A 13,209-nucleotide genomic window follows, 5' to 3' on the forward strand; every position below is an offset into this window, starting at 1 on the left:
CCGGCGTCAGCGGCCGATCTCGGTGCGCACCGCGTACAGCTCGGGAAAGAACGTCAGGTCCAGGGCGCGCTGCAGGAAGCCGACGCCGGAGGAGCCGCCGGTGCCGGTCTTGAAGCCGATGGTGCGCTGCACGGTGCGCAGGTGGCGGAAGCGCCACATCTGCACGCTGTCCTCGACATCCACGAGGTCCTCGCAGGCCTGATAGAGGACCCACGGCGTATCCGGCGACTCGTAGATCCGGGTGAACACCGGTACGAGGTCCTGCCGGAACACCCACGGGGTGGCGACGTCCCGCTCGAGGACGTCGTCCGGGATGGCGTAACCGGCGCGGGCGAGGGCGTGCAGGAAGGCGTCGTAGAGCGTGGGCTCCGCTAGCAGGTCGGTGAGCATGGCGTGAGCCGCCGGCTCCGAGGTGAACACGTCGAGCAGGCGGGCGTTCTTGTTGCCGAGGATGAACTCGACGGCCCGGTACTGGAAGGACTGGAAGCCCGAGGAGCTGCCCAGCGACCCGCGGAACTCGGCGTACTCCCGGGGCGTGAGCGTGCTGAGCACCGACCACTGCTCGATCAGCGTGCGCAGCGCCGTCTTGACGCGGGCGAGGCCCTTGAGCGCCTTGCCGAGGTCGTCGACGTCGAGCAGCCGGCGGGATTCGCGCAGCTCGTGGAGGATCAGCTTGAGCCAGAGCTCGCTGGTCTGGTGCTGGATGATGAACAGCAGCTCGTCGTGGTGCTCGGGATCGCTCTGCGGGTGCTGGGCGCCGAGGATGCGGTCGAGGTCGAGATACCGCCCGTAGGACATCGCGTCGTGGAAGTCGGTCCGGATCGAGTCCTCGAGGGGGCGCGTGCCCTCGGTCATGGGTGCCTCCTGGCGGGACGAGCGTCGATCGATCGTATCCTCCGGCTCGCATCGCGTCGCATGTTCCGCTGCTGTCTGCTGTCTGATAGCTTCTCTCTGAACGGTCCGATGTGACGTGGACCGCAATCGATCTCGAGAGGAGCCCGATCCATGTCGACCCCTGGCGCCACGATGGCGGATGACCGGCTGACCGCCCTGGCGGAGATGATCCGGGCGGACACGGAGCGGGGGCTCTATCACGGCGCTGCCATCAAGGTGGCCAGGCACGGCGAGCCGGTCCTCGACCTGGCCATCGGGCACGCCGACACCGCCAGGACGCGGGCCATCGCCACGGACAGCGTGTTCAGCGTCTTCTCGATCACCAAGGCCTTCATCAACGTGCTCGTGCTGCGCGCCGTCGAACTCGGGCGGTTCGGCCTCACGACGAGGATGTCCGAGCTGATCCCGGAATTCACCGGCGCGCCGCGGGACCGTGCCACCGTCTTCCACTTCCTCACGCACACCACGGGCATGCCCGGTGTCTGGGAGCCCACGCCCGGCATCGTGATGGAGGACCTCTCGGACGCGGTCGCGGCGGTGGTCGAGCACGTGCACGGGGTCGTCGAGCCCGGCACGCGCTGCGACTACGCCCCGATGGCCAACCACGTCCTCCTGGCGGAGGCGCTCGTGCGCACCGACCCGGAGCACCGAGCCATCCAGGAGATCCTGCTCGAGGACCTCGCCGAGCCCCTCCGGATGCCGGACACCTCGCTGGGAATCCGTGCGCACATGCGCGAACGCCACGTGGTGCCCGACATGCGGGGCATCATTCCCATCAAGGCCCCCTCGCGGACGAGCCCCGGGGACCAGGGCATGTACACGGCGGAGCGCAACGGCGCGACGTGGGCGGGCGCTGCCTCCACGACGTCGGACCTGCAGCGCTTCATGGAGATGCTGCGACAGGGCGGGACCCTCGACGGAGCCCGCATCCTCTCCCCGCGCACGGTCCGGCTCGCCACCACGGTGTGGACCGGCGACCTGCCGAACGAGCTCTACCGCACCGTCGCCCTGCGGTCGGGCTACGCCGTGCCACCCGCCGCGCTCGGGCTCGGGTTCAACATCCGCGGCGACGGCATCGTCGTGACCCAGCTGGGCACCCTGACGAGTCCGTCCACCTTCGGCAACTACGGCGCCGGCAGCGCGCTGATGTGGGTCGACCCCGAACTCGACCTCTCGTTCGTCTGCCTGACCGCCGGCCTGCTCTCCCAGTCCGAGAACATCGCGCGCTTCCAGCGCATCTCGGACGTCGTCGCCGCCGCGGCGCTGTGACCGCGGCCCACACCACCGACACGTAGACAGTAAGGATTGCGCGATGACCCCCACCCCCTCGACCACGACGGCGCCGGGCACGGAGAAGACCCCGAGGGATGCCCGCCGGGCGTCGCTCGGGAGCTACCTGGGCGCCACGCTCGAGTGGTACGACTTCATCCTCTACTCGACCGCGGCGGCGCTGATCTTCCCGGCCGTCTTCTTCAGCGGGATCGATCCGGCCCTCGGCGCCGCGCTCTCGTACGCCACCCTCGCCGGGGGCTACGTCGTCCGACCGCTCGGCGCGATCATCTTCGGCCATTTCGGCGACCGGATCGGCCGCAAGCGCATGCTGGTGATCACGATGATCCTGATGGGGGTCGCCTCCGTCGGGATCGGCATCATTCCCGGGTCGTCGTCCATCGGGGCCGCGGCCGCCGTCATCCTCGTCGCCCTGCGGTTGCTCCAGGGCATCGCCGTCGGTGGCGAGTGGGCCGGTGCCAGCCTGATGTCCATCGAGCACGCCCGCGAGGGGCGACGCGGTTTCGCCGGGGCGCTGGTGCAGAGCGGCGGCCCCAGCGGCAGTGTGCTGGCGACCCTCGCGTTCGGGTTGGTCTCCCTCCTGCCCCGCGACCAGCTGCTGGCCTGGGGATGGCGGCTCCCGTTCCTCCTCTCGGCGCTGGTCGTGATCGCCGCGATCGTCGTGCGCCTCGGCGTCAAGGAATCACCCGAGTTCGTCGCCGCGGAGCGCTCCGCAGGGCTGGCCGACGTGCCCCTGTTCAGCACCTTCGCGCAGAACGGCAAGAGCGTGCTCATCATCGTGCTCACTGCTCTCTCGCCGTTCTTCCTCCAGTCGGTCACCTCGACCTTCGGCCTGCAGCTGGCGATCAAGAACGGCAACCCGCAGGCCGCCACCCTGTGGATGCTCTCGCTGGCCAACTTCATCTCCATCTTCGCCACCCTGGGCTTCGCGAGCCTCTCCGACCGTGTCGGACGTGTCCGGGTCATGGTCATCGGCTTCATCGCCTCTGCGGTGCTCGTCTGGGTGGCCTTCGCGCTGCTCGGCGTGACCAGCGTGTGGGCGGTGCTGCTGGCCTTCGTCCTGCTGCTGGGCATCGGCAACGCCATGGTCGCCGCGCCGCTGGCCGCCTACATGGCCGAACTCTTCCCAGTGCGCAATCGCTTCACTGGCGTCGGTGTCTCTTACCAGCTCGCCGCCACGGTGGCAGCCGGGTTCGCCCCGCTGATCGCGACGTCCCTGATCGCCTCCGCCGGCGGCGGCACCGCGCTGCTGACCGGGTTCATCAGCGTCCTCGCCGTCATCGGCATCGTCGCGGCCCTGGCCAGCCGCCGGGTTCGGGTCGACTGAGCCGACGCATCCCCCGAATCACCCCGGTCCCGCTGCCATCACCGAAGAAGGGAAACTCCCATGGCTGTCAACGTGGTCGAGATCATCGATCGATCTCGCATGTCCGCCGTCCAGATCCGGATCGTGGCCATCTGCGCCGCGGTCCTGATCGTCGACGGGTTCGACGCCCAGGCGCTCGGCTTCGCGATCCCGTCGATGTCGAAGGACTGGACGGTGTCCCCGAGCGCGTTCACGACCGCCGCCACCGTCGGCGTCGCCGGTCTGCTGGTCGGCAGCCTGCTCGTCGGCGCCCTGAGCGATCGGTGGGGCCGGCGTCCGGTCACGCTCGTCGGCCTCGGGGTCATCGTCCTGACGATGTTCCTCACGGCCGGCGTGACCACGATGGGGTGGCTGATCGTCCTGCGCTTCTTCACCTCGGTGGCCGTGGGGGCGTTGACCCCCAACCTCATCGCCCTGGTCTCGGAGTACTCCCCGCAGCGCCGCCGCATGTTCACCGTGGCCATCGCCATCTCCGGGTTCTCGCTCGGAGGCGTGATCGGCGGGTTCCTCGCCGCGTGGCTGATCCCGGCCACCCACTGGCGTGGGGTGTTCGTCGCCGGCGGCATCCTGACGCTGATCGTGGCCATCGCGATGCTGGTCGGCGTGCCCGAGTCCGTCCGCTTCCTCACGATGGCCGGCCGACAGGCGGCGGTGGGCCGCATCATGGCACGCATCGACCCGCTCCGCCCGGCCCAGGAGGGCACCTTCACCCTCCTGGAGGAGAAGACCGCGCGTGCCTCGGTCGGGGCCCTGTTCCAGCACGGCCGCGGCGTCGTCACCGGCCTGATCTGGCTCACGTTCTTCATGAGCCTGCTCGTGCTCTACTTCGGTGCCAACTGGCTGCCCACCATCCTCGCCGGAGCGGGCTTCACCCCGACGAACGCCCTCATCGGCACGTCGATCTTCAACATCGCGATGATGATCGGCGCACTGCTGTCCGGGCTCACCGCGGACCGGCTGCGCCGTCCGGCCATCCTCGTCAGTGCTGCATTCGCTGGTGCGTTCGTCGTGTTCGCGATCCTGCCGTTGTTCGGCGGTATGCCGGTGCTCCTGCTCGTCGCGCTCTGCGTGGCCGGGTTCTTCGTGCAGGCGGGGCAGGCGAGCCTGGCCGCCTTCGTCGGCGGCCTGTACCCGACCAGTATCCGGGCCACCGGGCTGGGCTGGGGCTTCGGTGCCGGCCGGGTGGGCTCGATCGTCGGACCGCTCGTCGGCGGCCTCCTCATGGCCGCGAGCTTCGGGGCGGTGACCATCCTGTCCCTGCTCGCGATCCCCGCAGCGGTGGCCGCGCTCGCCGTCGGTGCGGTCGGACTGCGGCGGCGGGGGACCGGCGCGGAGGTCGGTGCGCCCGGATCCGACGAGGGTGCCGTCGTCGTCAGCGACGACGCGACGGACGGTTCGACGTCTCTGCCACGCCCCTGACCGTGAGAACGTGGTCGGCGGTGTCCGGGTGCGGCCCGGGCACCGCCCGTCATCATGAGACCTGAGTGAGGAGACGACCAGGATGAGCGAGACCAGGGCCGACCCGTGGGAGGTGTTGGCCGTCCGCCACGGCCGGCTGCTGACGACCCGCGCCGACTTCTTCCTGAACTACGGCGAGTACGGACAGCCGGATGCGCCCCTGGAACTGGGCTACTGGTTCTGGATCGTCCGCAACGGCACCCACACCATCGTCGTCGACACCGGCTTCTCGGCCGGGGGCGCCCGGAGCCGGGGGCGCGAGGTGACCCTCGAACCCGCGACGGCGCTGGCGGCGCTCGGCATCGATGCCGGGACGGACGTGCAGGTGGTGATCACGCACGCGCACTACGACCACGCCGGCAATCTGGATCTGTTCCCCACGCAGCCGGTGTACCTGCACGCGGCCGAGACGGCGTTCTGGCTCGGCCCGGATGCGCAGCACCGCCAGTTCCGCGGTGTCGTCGATGAGGCGGATCTGTCCGCGCTGGAGCGCGTCGTCGCGAGTGGGCGTGCGGTGCGGATCGATGAGCAGCGGGAGATCGCTGCGGGCGTGAGCCTCGTCCCTCTCCCCGGGCACACGCCGGGTCAGCTCGCCGTCGTGGTGGAGACGCCGCGCGGCCGGATCGTGCTCGCGTCGGACGCCTGCCACCTGGACGAGGAACTCGAGGAGGACATGCCGTTCAAGCACAACACGGATCTGATCGGCCTCTATCGCGGGCTCGCGCGGTTGAGGGACTGGCAGCAGTCCGGCGACCTCGTCATCCCCGGTCACGAGCCGACGGTGCTGCAGCGATTCCCCGGGCTGGGCGGCGCGCTCGCCGGCCACGCGGTGCGTCTGGCCTGAGCGGTCGTCCGCGTGTCCGGCGGACCGCTCCGGTGCCGGTCAGTGCGTGGTCGGCGCGGGCGCGTCGTCGAGGACGGCCAGCACGATCTCACCCGCCCGGGTGACGTGCGACGTGGCGCGAGCTCGCGCCAGGGCGGCATCGCGCGCGTCGATGGCGTCGCGGAGATCCCGGATCTCGTGCAGGCTGGACTCGGGGCGTCCGGGCTGGGCGAGGGTGAGCGCGCGGAGCTGGTTGACCCGGCGCTGCAGGGTCTCGACGAGCTGCTGGAGGATCGGATTGTGGGCGCCCGCGAAGAGGATCTCGTACACGTCGTTCTTGCGGCGCAGGATCTCCATGCTCTGCTCGGCGCCGGAGAACGTCTGGACGGCGACGTCCAGTTCGTCCACGGCGGCCGAGAATCTCGTGCGCTCCTCGTCATCCGCGTTCTGGGTGAACAATTCGGCAGCGAGTCCTTCGAGCTCGGCGCGCACGGCGTAGACCTGGCGTGCGAGCTCGGGGCTGGCGACGCTGACGTAGGTACCCCGACCGTTCTGCGACTCGACGAGGCCCTCGGCCTCGAGCTGACGCAGGGCTTCCCGGACGGACGGGCGACTCGCCGACGTCATCTCGCACAGCTGGCGTTCGACCAGGAGCTGGCCGGGCAGCAGGCGCATCTCGACGATGGCGTTCCGCAGGATGGAAGCCACCTGCTCGCGGATCGGAGCGTGCCGCTGGACCTGCATCTCGTTCGTGCTCATTCGCGCGCGCTTCCTCTCGCCCTCGCTGAACTGCCGGTGCCGACGCGCTCAACCTAGCAGACAACAGACAGGAGCCGTTCGCAGGCGTGGTGAGTTGCACGTCACTGAGACGATCGTCATATAGTAGCTGTCAGACAATCGAGACGGTGAAGGAGTGCACGATGGAAGACGAGCGGACCGACCTGGCACGAAGCGGCGAGGCGATGCGGCGGCGCGTTCTTGGGGACGAGCACGTGGACCGCTCGCTGACGAACGCGACGGAGTTCGGCCGACCGCTGCAGGAACTCGTCACCGAGTACTGCTGGGGGTACGTGTGGAACCGTCCCGAGCTCGGCCTGCGCGAGCGCAGCCTGATCAATCTCGGCATGATCGCCGCGCTGGGCAAGCTCGACGAACTCGCGCTGCACGTCCGGGGGGCCATCAACAACGGCCTGACGCCGGTGGAGATCCGCGAAGCCCTGGTGCAGACGGCGATCTACTGCGGTGTGCCCGCAGCACTCGAGGCCACGCGCACCGCCCAGCGCGTGCTCGACGAGATGGGGATCCAGATCGATGAGTGAGCAGCGGATCGGTCTGATCGGCCTCGGCAACATGGGGCGCCCCATGGCGACCCTGCTCGTGGACGCGGGTCACGACGTCGTCGGCTTCGACGTCGCGCCGTCGGCGCGGCAGGCCGCGGGGGACGCGGGTATCCCGATCGCCGCGAGCGTGGTGGAGCTGGCGGCCACCTGCGACATCGTGATCCTGATGCTGCCGTCGAGCGACATCGTCGACGCCATCGCCCAGGACCTGCTCGACGCGCCGGACCGGTGCATGACGCTGCTGCTGGACATGAGCTCGTCGATTCCGGACCGGACGGTTGCCCTGGCCGAACGCTGCGCGCCGAGCGGTGTCGCTGTGGTCGACGCACCGGTGTCCGGTGGGGTGCTCCGCGCCCGGACGGGCGACCTCACCATCATGGTCGGGGGATCGGACCAGGACGTCGCCCGGGTCCAGGACGTGCTGGACGTCCTCGGCGGCAGCGTGGTGCACGTGGGTGCCGTCGGGACCGGACACGCGACGAAGGCGCTGAACAATCTGCTGTCCGCCACTCATCTTCTGGCGACGAACGAAGCGGTGCTCGCCGCCCAGACCTTCGGGATCGACCCCGCCGTGTTCCTCGATGTCGTCAACACCTCCAGCGGCCGCAGTGGGTCCAGCGAGTTGAAGCTTCCGCGCTTCGTGTTGTCCGGCCGCTTCGATTCCGGTTTCTCCGCCGCCCTGCTGGACAAGGACGTGAGGATCGCGATCGGGGTGGAACAGGCGATGGGCGTACCGGCGCCGGTGAGTGAGGCCGTCGGGCAGCGATGGTCGGAGCTGACGGCGCGGCTGGAACCCGGAGCCGACCACACCGCCATCATTCGCCCGGTAGAACAGGACCTCGGGCGCGAGGTCCGCGCGACCGACTGACGCCTCACCCGCGCCGGGAGTCCACGCGACAGAGCAGAACGGAGCCGTGATGAAGGATCTGACGGGACGGGTGGCCGTGGTCACCGGGGCCGCGAGCGGCATCGGCCGCGCGATCGCCGAGCGCTGCGCCGACGCGGGCATGGCGGTGGTGCTGGCCGACGTCGAGGACGTGTCCCTGCAGCAGACGGTCGCCGACCTTCAGAACCGCGGCGCCGAGGCCGCCGGATTGTGCGTCGACGTGCGCGAGCCGGCCGACCTGGAGGCCCTGGCGGCCCTGGCGGTCGACCGCTTCGGCGGGGTGCACCTGCTGTGCAACAACGCCGGGGTGGACACCGGCGGTCCCTTCGACCAGATTCCGGAAGCGTCCTGGCGCTGGGTGATGGACGTCAACTTCTTCGGTGTGGTCAACGGGTGCCAAGCGTTCCTCCCGGCGCTCCGCGCGGCGGGGGAGGGGCACATCGTCAACACGGGCTCCATGGCCGCGGTCAACGCCGGCATGCGGACCATGGCCCCGTACATCGCCTCCAAGTTCGCCGTCCTCGGCTTCACCGAGAACCTGGCCGTCGAGCTTGCCGCGACGGACCCGCAGATCGGGGTATCGGCGCTGTTGCCCGGCGGGGTCAAGACCCGGATGACCGACTCGGAACGCAACCGGCCCGCCGGCGTCGAACTCAGTGAGGACCCTGTCCGCGCCGAGGTGGTCGCGGGCATCCGCTCGGCCACCGACCGTGACGGTCTGGAGCCGCTGGACGTCGCCGACCTGGTTCTCGACGCGGTCCGAGAGCGTCGTTTCTACGTCCTCACGCATCGCGAGGCAGCCCTGGACGCCGTGTCCCAGCGCCTGGCGTGGATGACCGAGGACCGTCAGCCGCTACCCCGCGTCCTGCGATGACCCCGCCGGACGACGACAGGACCACGACGCAGCACGACGGAGAGGGCACCACGGTGATGCAGGTGATGCAGGTGGCGCAGGGGAGCGGCAATCCGCCCGTGCAGGGGTGGGTGGACGATCGCTTCCGCGGCGTCCTGGAGGCCTACCTCGAGAACTTCCGGCAGGAGGAGGACGAACTCGGTTCGTCCGTGCACGTCACGATCGACGGCATCCCGGTGGTGGATCTGTGGGGTGGGTGGGTCGACGAGGGGCGCACGACGCCCTGGGCCGAGGACACGCTCGTGTGCATGATGTCGGTCGCCAAGGGGGTCAGCGCGATCGCGGTCGGCATCCTGATCGACCGTGGCCTGCTCGATCCGGACGAACCGGTCGCCACGTACTGGTCCGCATTCGCGCAGCAGGGCAAGGAGTCGCTGCTGGTGCGCTGGATCCTCGACCATCGCGCCGGGCTGCCCGCCCTCGTCGACGAGCCGCTCTGGCCCGGGGCGACCTTCGACCGTGACGCGATGGTCGGGGCGCTGGAGCGCGCCGCGCCTCTCTGGGAGCCGGGGACGGTGGCGGCCTACCACGTACAGACGCAGGGTTACCTGCTCGGCGAACTGGTGCGGCGGGTCACCGGGACGCCCATCGGTCAGTTCGTGCACCGCGAGATCACCGGACCGCTCGGCGCGGACTACTGGATGGGCCTGCCCGCGTCGGAGTTCGGCCGCACCGCCGACCTCCTGCCGAACGGCCGCTCACGGCTCATCGCCGCTCGCGAGGCCGAGGCCGCCGACTCCCTGCGCGTCCTCGCCCTGGCGCAGAATCCGGACTGGCCGTGGCGCACCATGGTCAACTCGACCGAATGGCGCACCTCCGAGATCGCCAGCGCCGGCGGCCACGGCAACGGCCGGTCGGTGGCGCGGATCTACGCGGCCATGGCGAACGGTGGTGCGGTCGACGGCGTGCGCCTGATGTCCCCGGAGTCGGTCGGGCTGATCAGCACGATGCAGCACAACCAGATCGAGCTCGTCCAGGAGCGGCACTACCGGCAGGGCCTAGGTGTCCTGCTGAATTCCCCGGGCGCCGTCTACATGGGGCCGCACGAGGAGGCGTTCGGGCACCACGGCATCGGAGGGTCCGCCGGCTTCGCCGACCCGGTCGAGCACCTCTCCTTCGGGTACGCCGTGAACAGGATGCACGAGGTCGGCACCAACGGGCCCCGGGCGAAGCGACTCATCGACGCCGTGTACGCGGCACTGTAAGGAGAAGGACGTGGCAGCAGAAGGTCAGACCAGGGTCGCCGTCGTCACCGGTGCCGGCCGGGGGATCGGGGCGGCGGTCGCACGCCGGCTGGCGAGCGACGGGTTCCACGTCGTCGTCGCCGACGTCGACGGGGACACGGCCGCGGCGGTGGCCGAGGAGATCGCCCAGCATGGCGGCTCGGCCGAGCCGGCCTGCTTCGACGTCGCGAGTCGTGCGGCCGTCCAGCAGGTGGTCGCGGAGACCGCCGGCCGCCTCGGCCGCCTCGACGTCGTCGTGAACAACGCGATGTGGATCAGGTACGGCGAACTGGCGGACATGGCCGAGGGGGACATCGATCGCATGCTCGACGTCGGGCTCAAGGGCGTCATCTGGATGATCCAGGCGGCGACCGGCCCCATGATCGCCCAGGGCTCGGGCTGCATCATCAACGTCTCCTCGCCGGCCGCCGTGAGGGCCACCCGCGACGCCGGCATCTACGCGGCCGTCAAGGGCGCGGTCTCCAGCCTGACGTGGCAGATGTCGAGCGAACTGGGTCGCAGCGGGATCCGGGTCAACGCCGTCGTGCCCGGTGCCGTGCCCACGGAGGGCGCGCGACAGCTGGTGGACGAGGAGGGCTACGAGCTGCGTCGATCGAAGACCCCACTCGGCAGGCTCGGCGCCCCCGAGGACATCGCCGGCGCCGTCTCCTTCCTGGCCTCCGCGGACGCGTCGTTCGTCAACGGCCAGCTGCTGGCGATCGACGGCGGACTGATCGTCTCCTGACGGCGCCCGTCGCGCCTGCCGGTCCTCTCCGGCACGGTACGGTCGGACGCATGGCCGGGCGGGTTGCGCGGCGGGAGGGCAGCAGGAGGAAGTCATGACGTTCGGCGCAGCGAACGCGGCCCTGCCCGCCGGGCTGACCACCGACGAATTCGTGCTGCGGCCGATCACGGCCGCGGACGCGGAGATGGATCACGCCGCCGTGGTGGAGACGCGCGAGCACCTCCGGTTGTGGGAGCAGTCGTCGTGGCCGGAGGACGGGTTCACCGTGGAGGCGAACCGCGCCGATCTCGTCGACATCGAGGAGCGGCACGCCGCGCGCCGGGCCTTCACCTACACCGTGCTCGATCCGACCGGCACCTCGTGTCTGGGCTGTGTTTACGTCTTCCCGACCGATGCGACGTTCCTCGCGCGGTCCACGGTCACGGCCGTGGCGGACCGGGCCTGGGCGGACGTGGACGCGGTGGTCTACTTCTGGGTGCGCGCGTCCCGGATGGCGACCGGGATGGACGGACGCCTCCTGGCCGCGCTGCGGGCGTGGTTCGACGAGTGGGAACTCGACACGACCGTGTACGTGACGAACGAGCAGTTCGTGCAGCAGGCGGAGCTGCTGCTCCGCACCGATCTGACGGTGTGGTTCGAACTGCGTGAACCCGGGAAGACCGGCACGTACCTGGTCTTCGGCTGAGACGGATCACGACGCAGGGGAGTGCGGCGACGGGACGATTCCCGCCGCCGCACTCGTTTCAGTTCGTGGCGGTGCAGGTGAAACTGGACGCCTTGCTGGCGTCACCGCCGGTGTACTTGACCCACCGGGGGTACTCGCACAGCGGACGGGTGCGGCCGGCGGTCGCCTTGTTGGCATCGACCATCGTGAGCCGGCTGGGCGCCTTACCCTTCTCCACCCAGTTCATCAGGGTGGGGAGGGCGTCGTACCGGGCATTGAAGGCACCGAAGCCGTGGGAGAAGCCCGGCATCGTGTAGTACTTCATGAAGCCGTCCAGCGTCCTCTGCCCGAACGCGTCGACCTGGCGCTGGTAGAACGCCGTGGTGTTCTCGGGGGAGATGCCGTCGTCCGCCAGGCCCGTGGTGAGCAGCATCTTGCCGCCCTTCTTCGCGAAGGCGGAGAGATCGACGTTCGTGCTGTCCAGCTGCTTGGCGACCTCCTGCAGGCGTGAGGACCAGTCGAGCGCGTTGAACTTCGTGGTGTCGTAGTTCGGGTTGCGGGTCACGATATTGGTGACGATCGCGTTGTACACCGCGTACTGGAAGGCCTCCTTGCCGCTCGCCGGCACGGACGGCTGCTTCACGGTGCCGAGCGTGAAGACGCTGTACGTGGCCCCGTAGTAGATCGGTGCCGCGGGCACCAGACTGTTGCCGGCGATGGGGAACCCGAGGTTGTGGGTGCTCGCGATGTCGTTCGCGGCACCGATCTGGGCGTCGGAGAGGCAGGTGTCGCCCGTGTCGGCGCCACCGGGGCATCGCAGGGTGGTGACGTCGAAGGTGTCGAGGCAGCCCTTCGTGTTGGCGATGACGCCGTCCTTGACACCGTCCAGTCCGTCACACGCCGCGGAGACGGCGCTGACCAGCAGGTTGGTCTTGGCGGGGTTCAGCCAGCCGGCTCCGCCGTTGCCGTACAGCGCCTTGGCGTAGACGCCGCCGATGCCCGCGTGCATCATCGTCACGTTGTAGGACGGCGTGCCGGCGACGACGCCGTCGTAATCCTTCGGGTACAGGCCGGCCGCGTTGATGGCCTCGTGGCCGCCCTGGGAGAATCCGATGAAGTAGAAGCGCTGGGGTGAGCGCTTGAACGCCTTCCTGACGAGGGCGACGGCGACGTCGTGGGTCTTCTTGATGGACTGGGTGCCGTAGTTCGCCAGGGCCTCGTCGTTCAGCCCGAACGAGGAGTCGAAGCCCGCACCCTCGTGGCCACCGTCCGAGCCGAGGGTGACGAAGCCCTGCTGCAGCGGGGTCGGCTGGCCGTCGGGTTGGAGCGCATAGTTGCCGAGGCCGGTGACGAGGGTGCCGTCGTAGCCGCCGCCGCCCATCTGCAGGGCTCGTCCGTTCCAGTTCCCCGGCAGGTTGACCTCGAACTTGATGGGCGGGGCGGCCGGATCGACCGGGTGGATGTCGCCGAGCACGCGGCACTGGCCGCCGGACTCGGTCACCCACGTGGCCTTCGTGACCGTCGCCCCGGTGGTCGGCAGCCCGATGGACCGAGCAGGGACGGATGCGGCGCCCAGTGACGCGCAACTCCGTGCGGTGATCGCCGGA

The 13,209-nt window shown here is 69.8% G+C and carries 13 protein-coding genes; 10 read left to right on the forward strand and 3 right to left on the reverse strand.

The window, feature by feature from the left end:
• Window positions 1-6: 6 nt before the first annotated feature.
• Window positions 7-855 (reverse strand): tryptophan 2,3-dioxygenase, encoded by an 849-nt coding sequence (locus tag BGP79_RS03520; RefSeq protein ID WP_076693204.1) that lies wholly within the window; start codon window positions 853-855, stop codon window positions 7-9.
• A 150-nt stretch (window positions 856-1,005) separates the two neighbouring features.
• On the opposite strand from BGP79_RS03520, the gene BGP79_RS03525 reads away from it, so the two are divergent.
• The 4 genes from BGP79_RS03525 to BGP79_RS03540 all read left to right on the forward strand — a co-directional run bounded on the left by BGP79_RS03525 (window position 1,006) and on the right by BGP79_RS03540 (window position 5,852).
• The gene (locus BGP79_RS03525; protein WP_076693205.1) at window positions 1,006-2,163 is read left to right on the forward strand and encodes a serine hydrolase; all 1,158 of its coding nucleotides are present in this window, start codon (window positions 1,006-1,008) and stop codon (window positions 2,161-2,163) included.
• A gap of 43 nt (window positions 2,164-2,206) precedes the next feature.
• On the forward strand, window positions 2,207-3,511 hold the full coding sequence (locus tag BGP79_RS03530) for an MFS transporter (RefSeq protein WP_076693206.1): 1,305 nt from the start codon (window positions 2,207-2,209) through the stop codon (window positions 3,509-3,511).
• Window positions 3,512-3,571: 60 nt separating this feature from the next.
• Window positions 3,572-4,969: an MFS transporter gene (locus BGP79_RS03535; RefSeq protein ID WP_076693207.1), complete on the forward strand. Its 1,398-nt coding sequence runs from the start codon at window positions 3,572-3,574 to the stop codon at window positions 4,967-4,969.
• Window positions 4,970-5,051: 82 nt separating this feature from the next.
• Window positions 5,052-5,852: an N-acyl homoserine lactonase family protein gene (locus BGP79_RS03540; protein WP_076693208.1), complete on the forward strand. Its 801-nt coding sequence runs from the start codon at window positions 5,052-5,054 to the stop codon at window positions 5,850-5,852.
• 39 nt (window positions 5,853-5,891) lie between these two features.
• Here the strand turns inward: BGP79_RS03540 and BGP79_RS03545 are convergent, their stop codons facing one another.
• Window positions 5,892-6,590, reverse strand: coding sequence for a GntR family transcriptional regulator (locus BGP79_RS03545; protein ID WP_076693209.1), 699 nt, complete (start codon window positions 6,588-6,590; stop codon window positions 5,892-5,894).
• A gap of 161 nt (window positions 6,591-6,751) precedes the next feature.
• Here BGP79_RS03545 and BGP79_RS03550 point away from each other — a divergent pair, with 161 nt between their 5' ends.
• From BGP79_RS03550 to BGP79_RS03575, 6 genes are all read left to right on the forward strand, one after another.
• On the forward strand, window positions 6,752-7,150 hold the full coding sequence (locus BGP79_RS03550; protein WP_076693210.1) for a carboxymuconolactone decarboxylase family protein: 399 nt from the start codon (window positions 6,752-6,754) through the stop codon (window positions 7,148-7,150).
• Window positions 7,143-8,039, forward strand: a complete 897-nt coding sequence (locus BGP79_RS03555) for an NAD(P)-dependent oxidoreductase (RefSeq protein ID WP_076693211.1) — start codon at window positions 7,143-7,145, stop codon at window positions 8,037-8,039. Before BGP79_RS03550 ends, BGP79_RS03555 begins: the two co-directional genes overlap by 8 nt.
• Before the next feature lie 49 nt (window positions 8,040-8,088).
• Window positions 8,089-8,931, forward strand: a complete 843-nt coding sequence (locus tag BGP79_RS03560) for an SDR family NAD(P)-dependent oxidoreductase (protein WP_076693212.1) — start codon at window positions 8,089-8,091, stop codon at window positions 8,929-8,931.
• On the forward strand, window positions 8,928-10,175 hold the full coding sequence (locus BGP79_RS03565; protein WP_083701517.1) for a serine hydrolase: 1,248 nt from the start codon (window positions 8,928-8,930) through the stop codon (window positions 10,173-10,175). Before BGP79_RS03560 ends, BGP79_RS03565 begins: the two co-directional genes overlap by 4 nt.
• A 10-nt stretch (window positions 10,176-10,185) precedes the next feature.
• Window positions 10,186-10,938: an SDR family NAD(P)-dependent oxidoreductase gene (locus BGP79_RS03570; protein ID WP_076693213.1), complete on the forward strand. Its 753-nt coding sequence runs from the start codon at window positions 10,186-10,188 to the stop codon at window positions 10,936-10,938.
• A gap of 94 nt (window positions 10,939-11,032) precedes the next feature.
• A complete protein-coding gene (locus BGP79_RS03575; protein WP_076693214.1) occupies window positions 11,033-11,623 on the forward strand; it encodes a hypothetical protein in 591 nt (196 codons plus the stop codon).
• A 58-nt stretch (window positions 11,624-11,681) separates the two neighbouring features.
• On the opposite strand, the gene BGP79_RS03580 is transcribed toward BGP79_RS03575, so the two are convergent.
• On the reverse strand, window positions 11,682-13,103 hold the full coding sequence (locus BGP79_RS03580; RefSeq protein WP_158067112.1) for a tannase/feruloyl esterase family alpha/beta hydrolase: 1,422 nt from the start codon (window positions 13,101-13,103) through the stop codon (window positions 11,682-11,684).
• Between the last annotated feature and the right edge of the window lie 106 nt (window positions 13,104-13,209).

It is taken from the genome of Tersicoccus sp. Bi-70 (genome assembly GCF_001968825.1).
Classification (GTDB): Bacteria; Actinomycetota; Actinomycetes; order Actinomycetales; family Micrococcaceae; genus Tersicoccus.

Coding starts and splice junctions, on each gene's coding strand:
- BGP79_RS03520 (WP_076693204.1), bottom strand. CDS start 855: ATGACCGAGGGCACGCGCCCCCTCGAGGACTCGATCCGGACCGACTTC.
- BGP79_RS03525 (WP_076693205.1), top strand. CDS start 1,006: ATGTCGACCCCTGGCGCCACGATGGCGGATGACCGGCTGACCGCCCTG.
- BGP79_RS03530 (WP_076693206.1), top strand. CDS start 2,207: ATGACCCCCACCCCCTCGACCACGACGGCGCCGGGCACGGAGAAGACC.
- BGP79_RS03535 (WP_076693207.1), top strand. CDS start 3,572: ATGGCTGTCAACGTGGTCGAGATCATCGATCGATCTCGCATGTCCGCC.
- BGP79_RS03540 (WP_076693208.1), top strand. CDS start 5,052: ATGAGCGAGACCAGGGCCGACCCGTGGGAGGTGTTGGCCGTCCGCCAC.
- BGP79_RS03545 (WP_076693209.1), bottom strand. CDS start 6,590: ATGAGCACGAACGAGATGCAGGTCCAGCGGCACGCTCCGATCCGCGAG.
- BGP79_RS03550 (WP_076693210.1), top strand. CDS start 6,752: ATGGAAGACGAGCGGACCGACCTGGCACGAAGCGGCGAGGCGATGCGG.
- BGP79_RS03555 (WP_076693211.1), top strand. CDS start 7,143: ATGAGTGAGCAGCGGATCGGTCTGATCGGCCTCGGCAACATGGGGCGC.
- BGP79_RS03560 (WP_076693212.1), top strand. CDS start 8,089: ATGAAGGATCTGACGGGACGGGTGGCCGTGGTCACCGGGGCCGCGAGC.
- BGP79_RS03565 (WP_083701517.1), top strand. CDS start 8,928: ATGACCCCGCCGGACGACGACAGGACCACGACGCAGCACGACGGAGAG.
- BGP79_RS03575 (WP_076693214.1), top strand. CDS start 11,033: ATGACGTTCGGCGCAGCGAACGCGGCCCTGCCCGCCGGGCTGACCACC.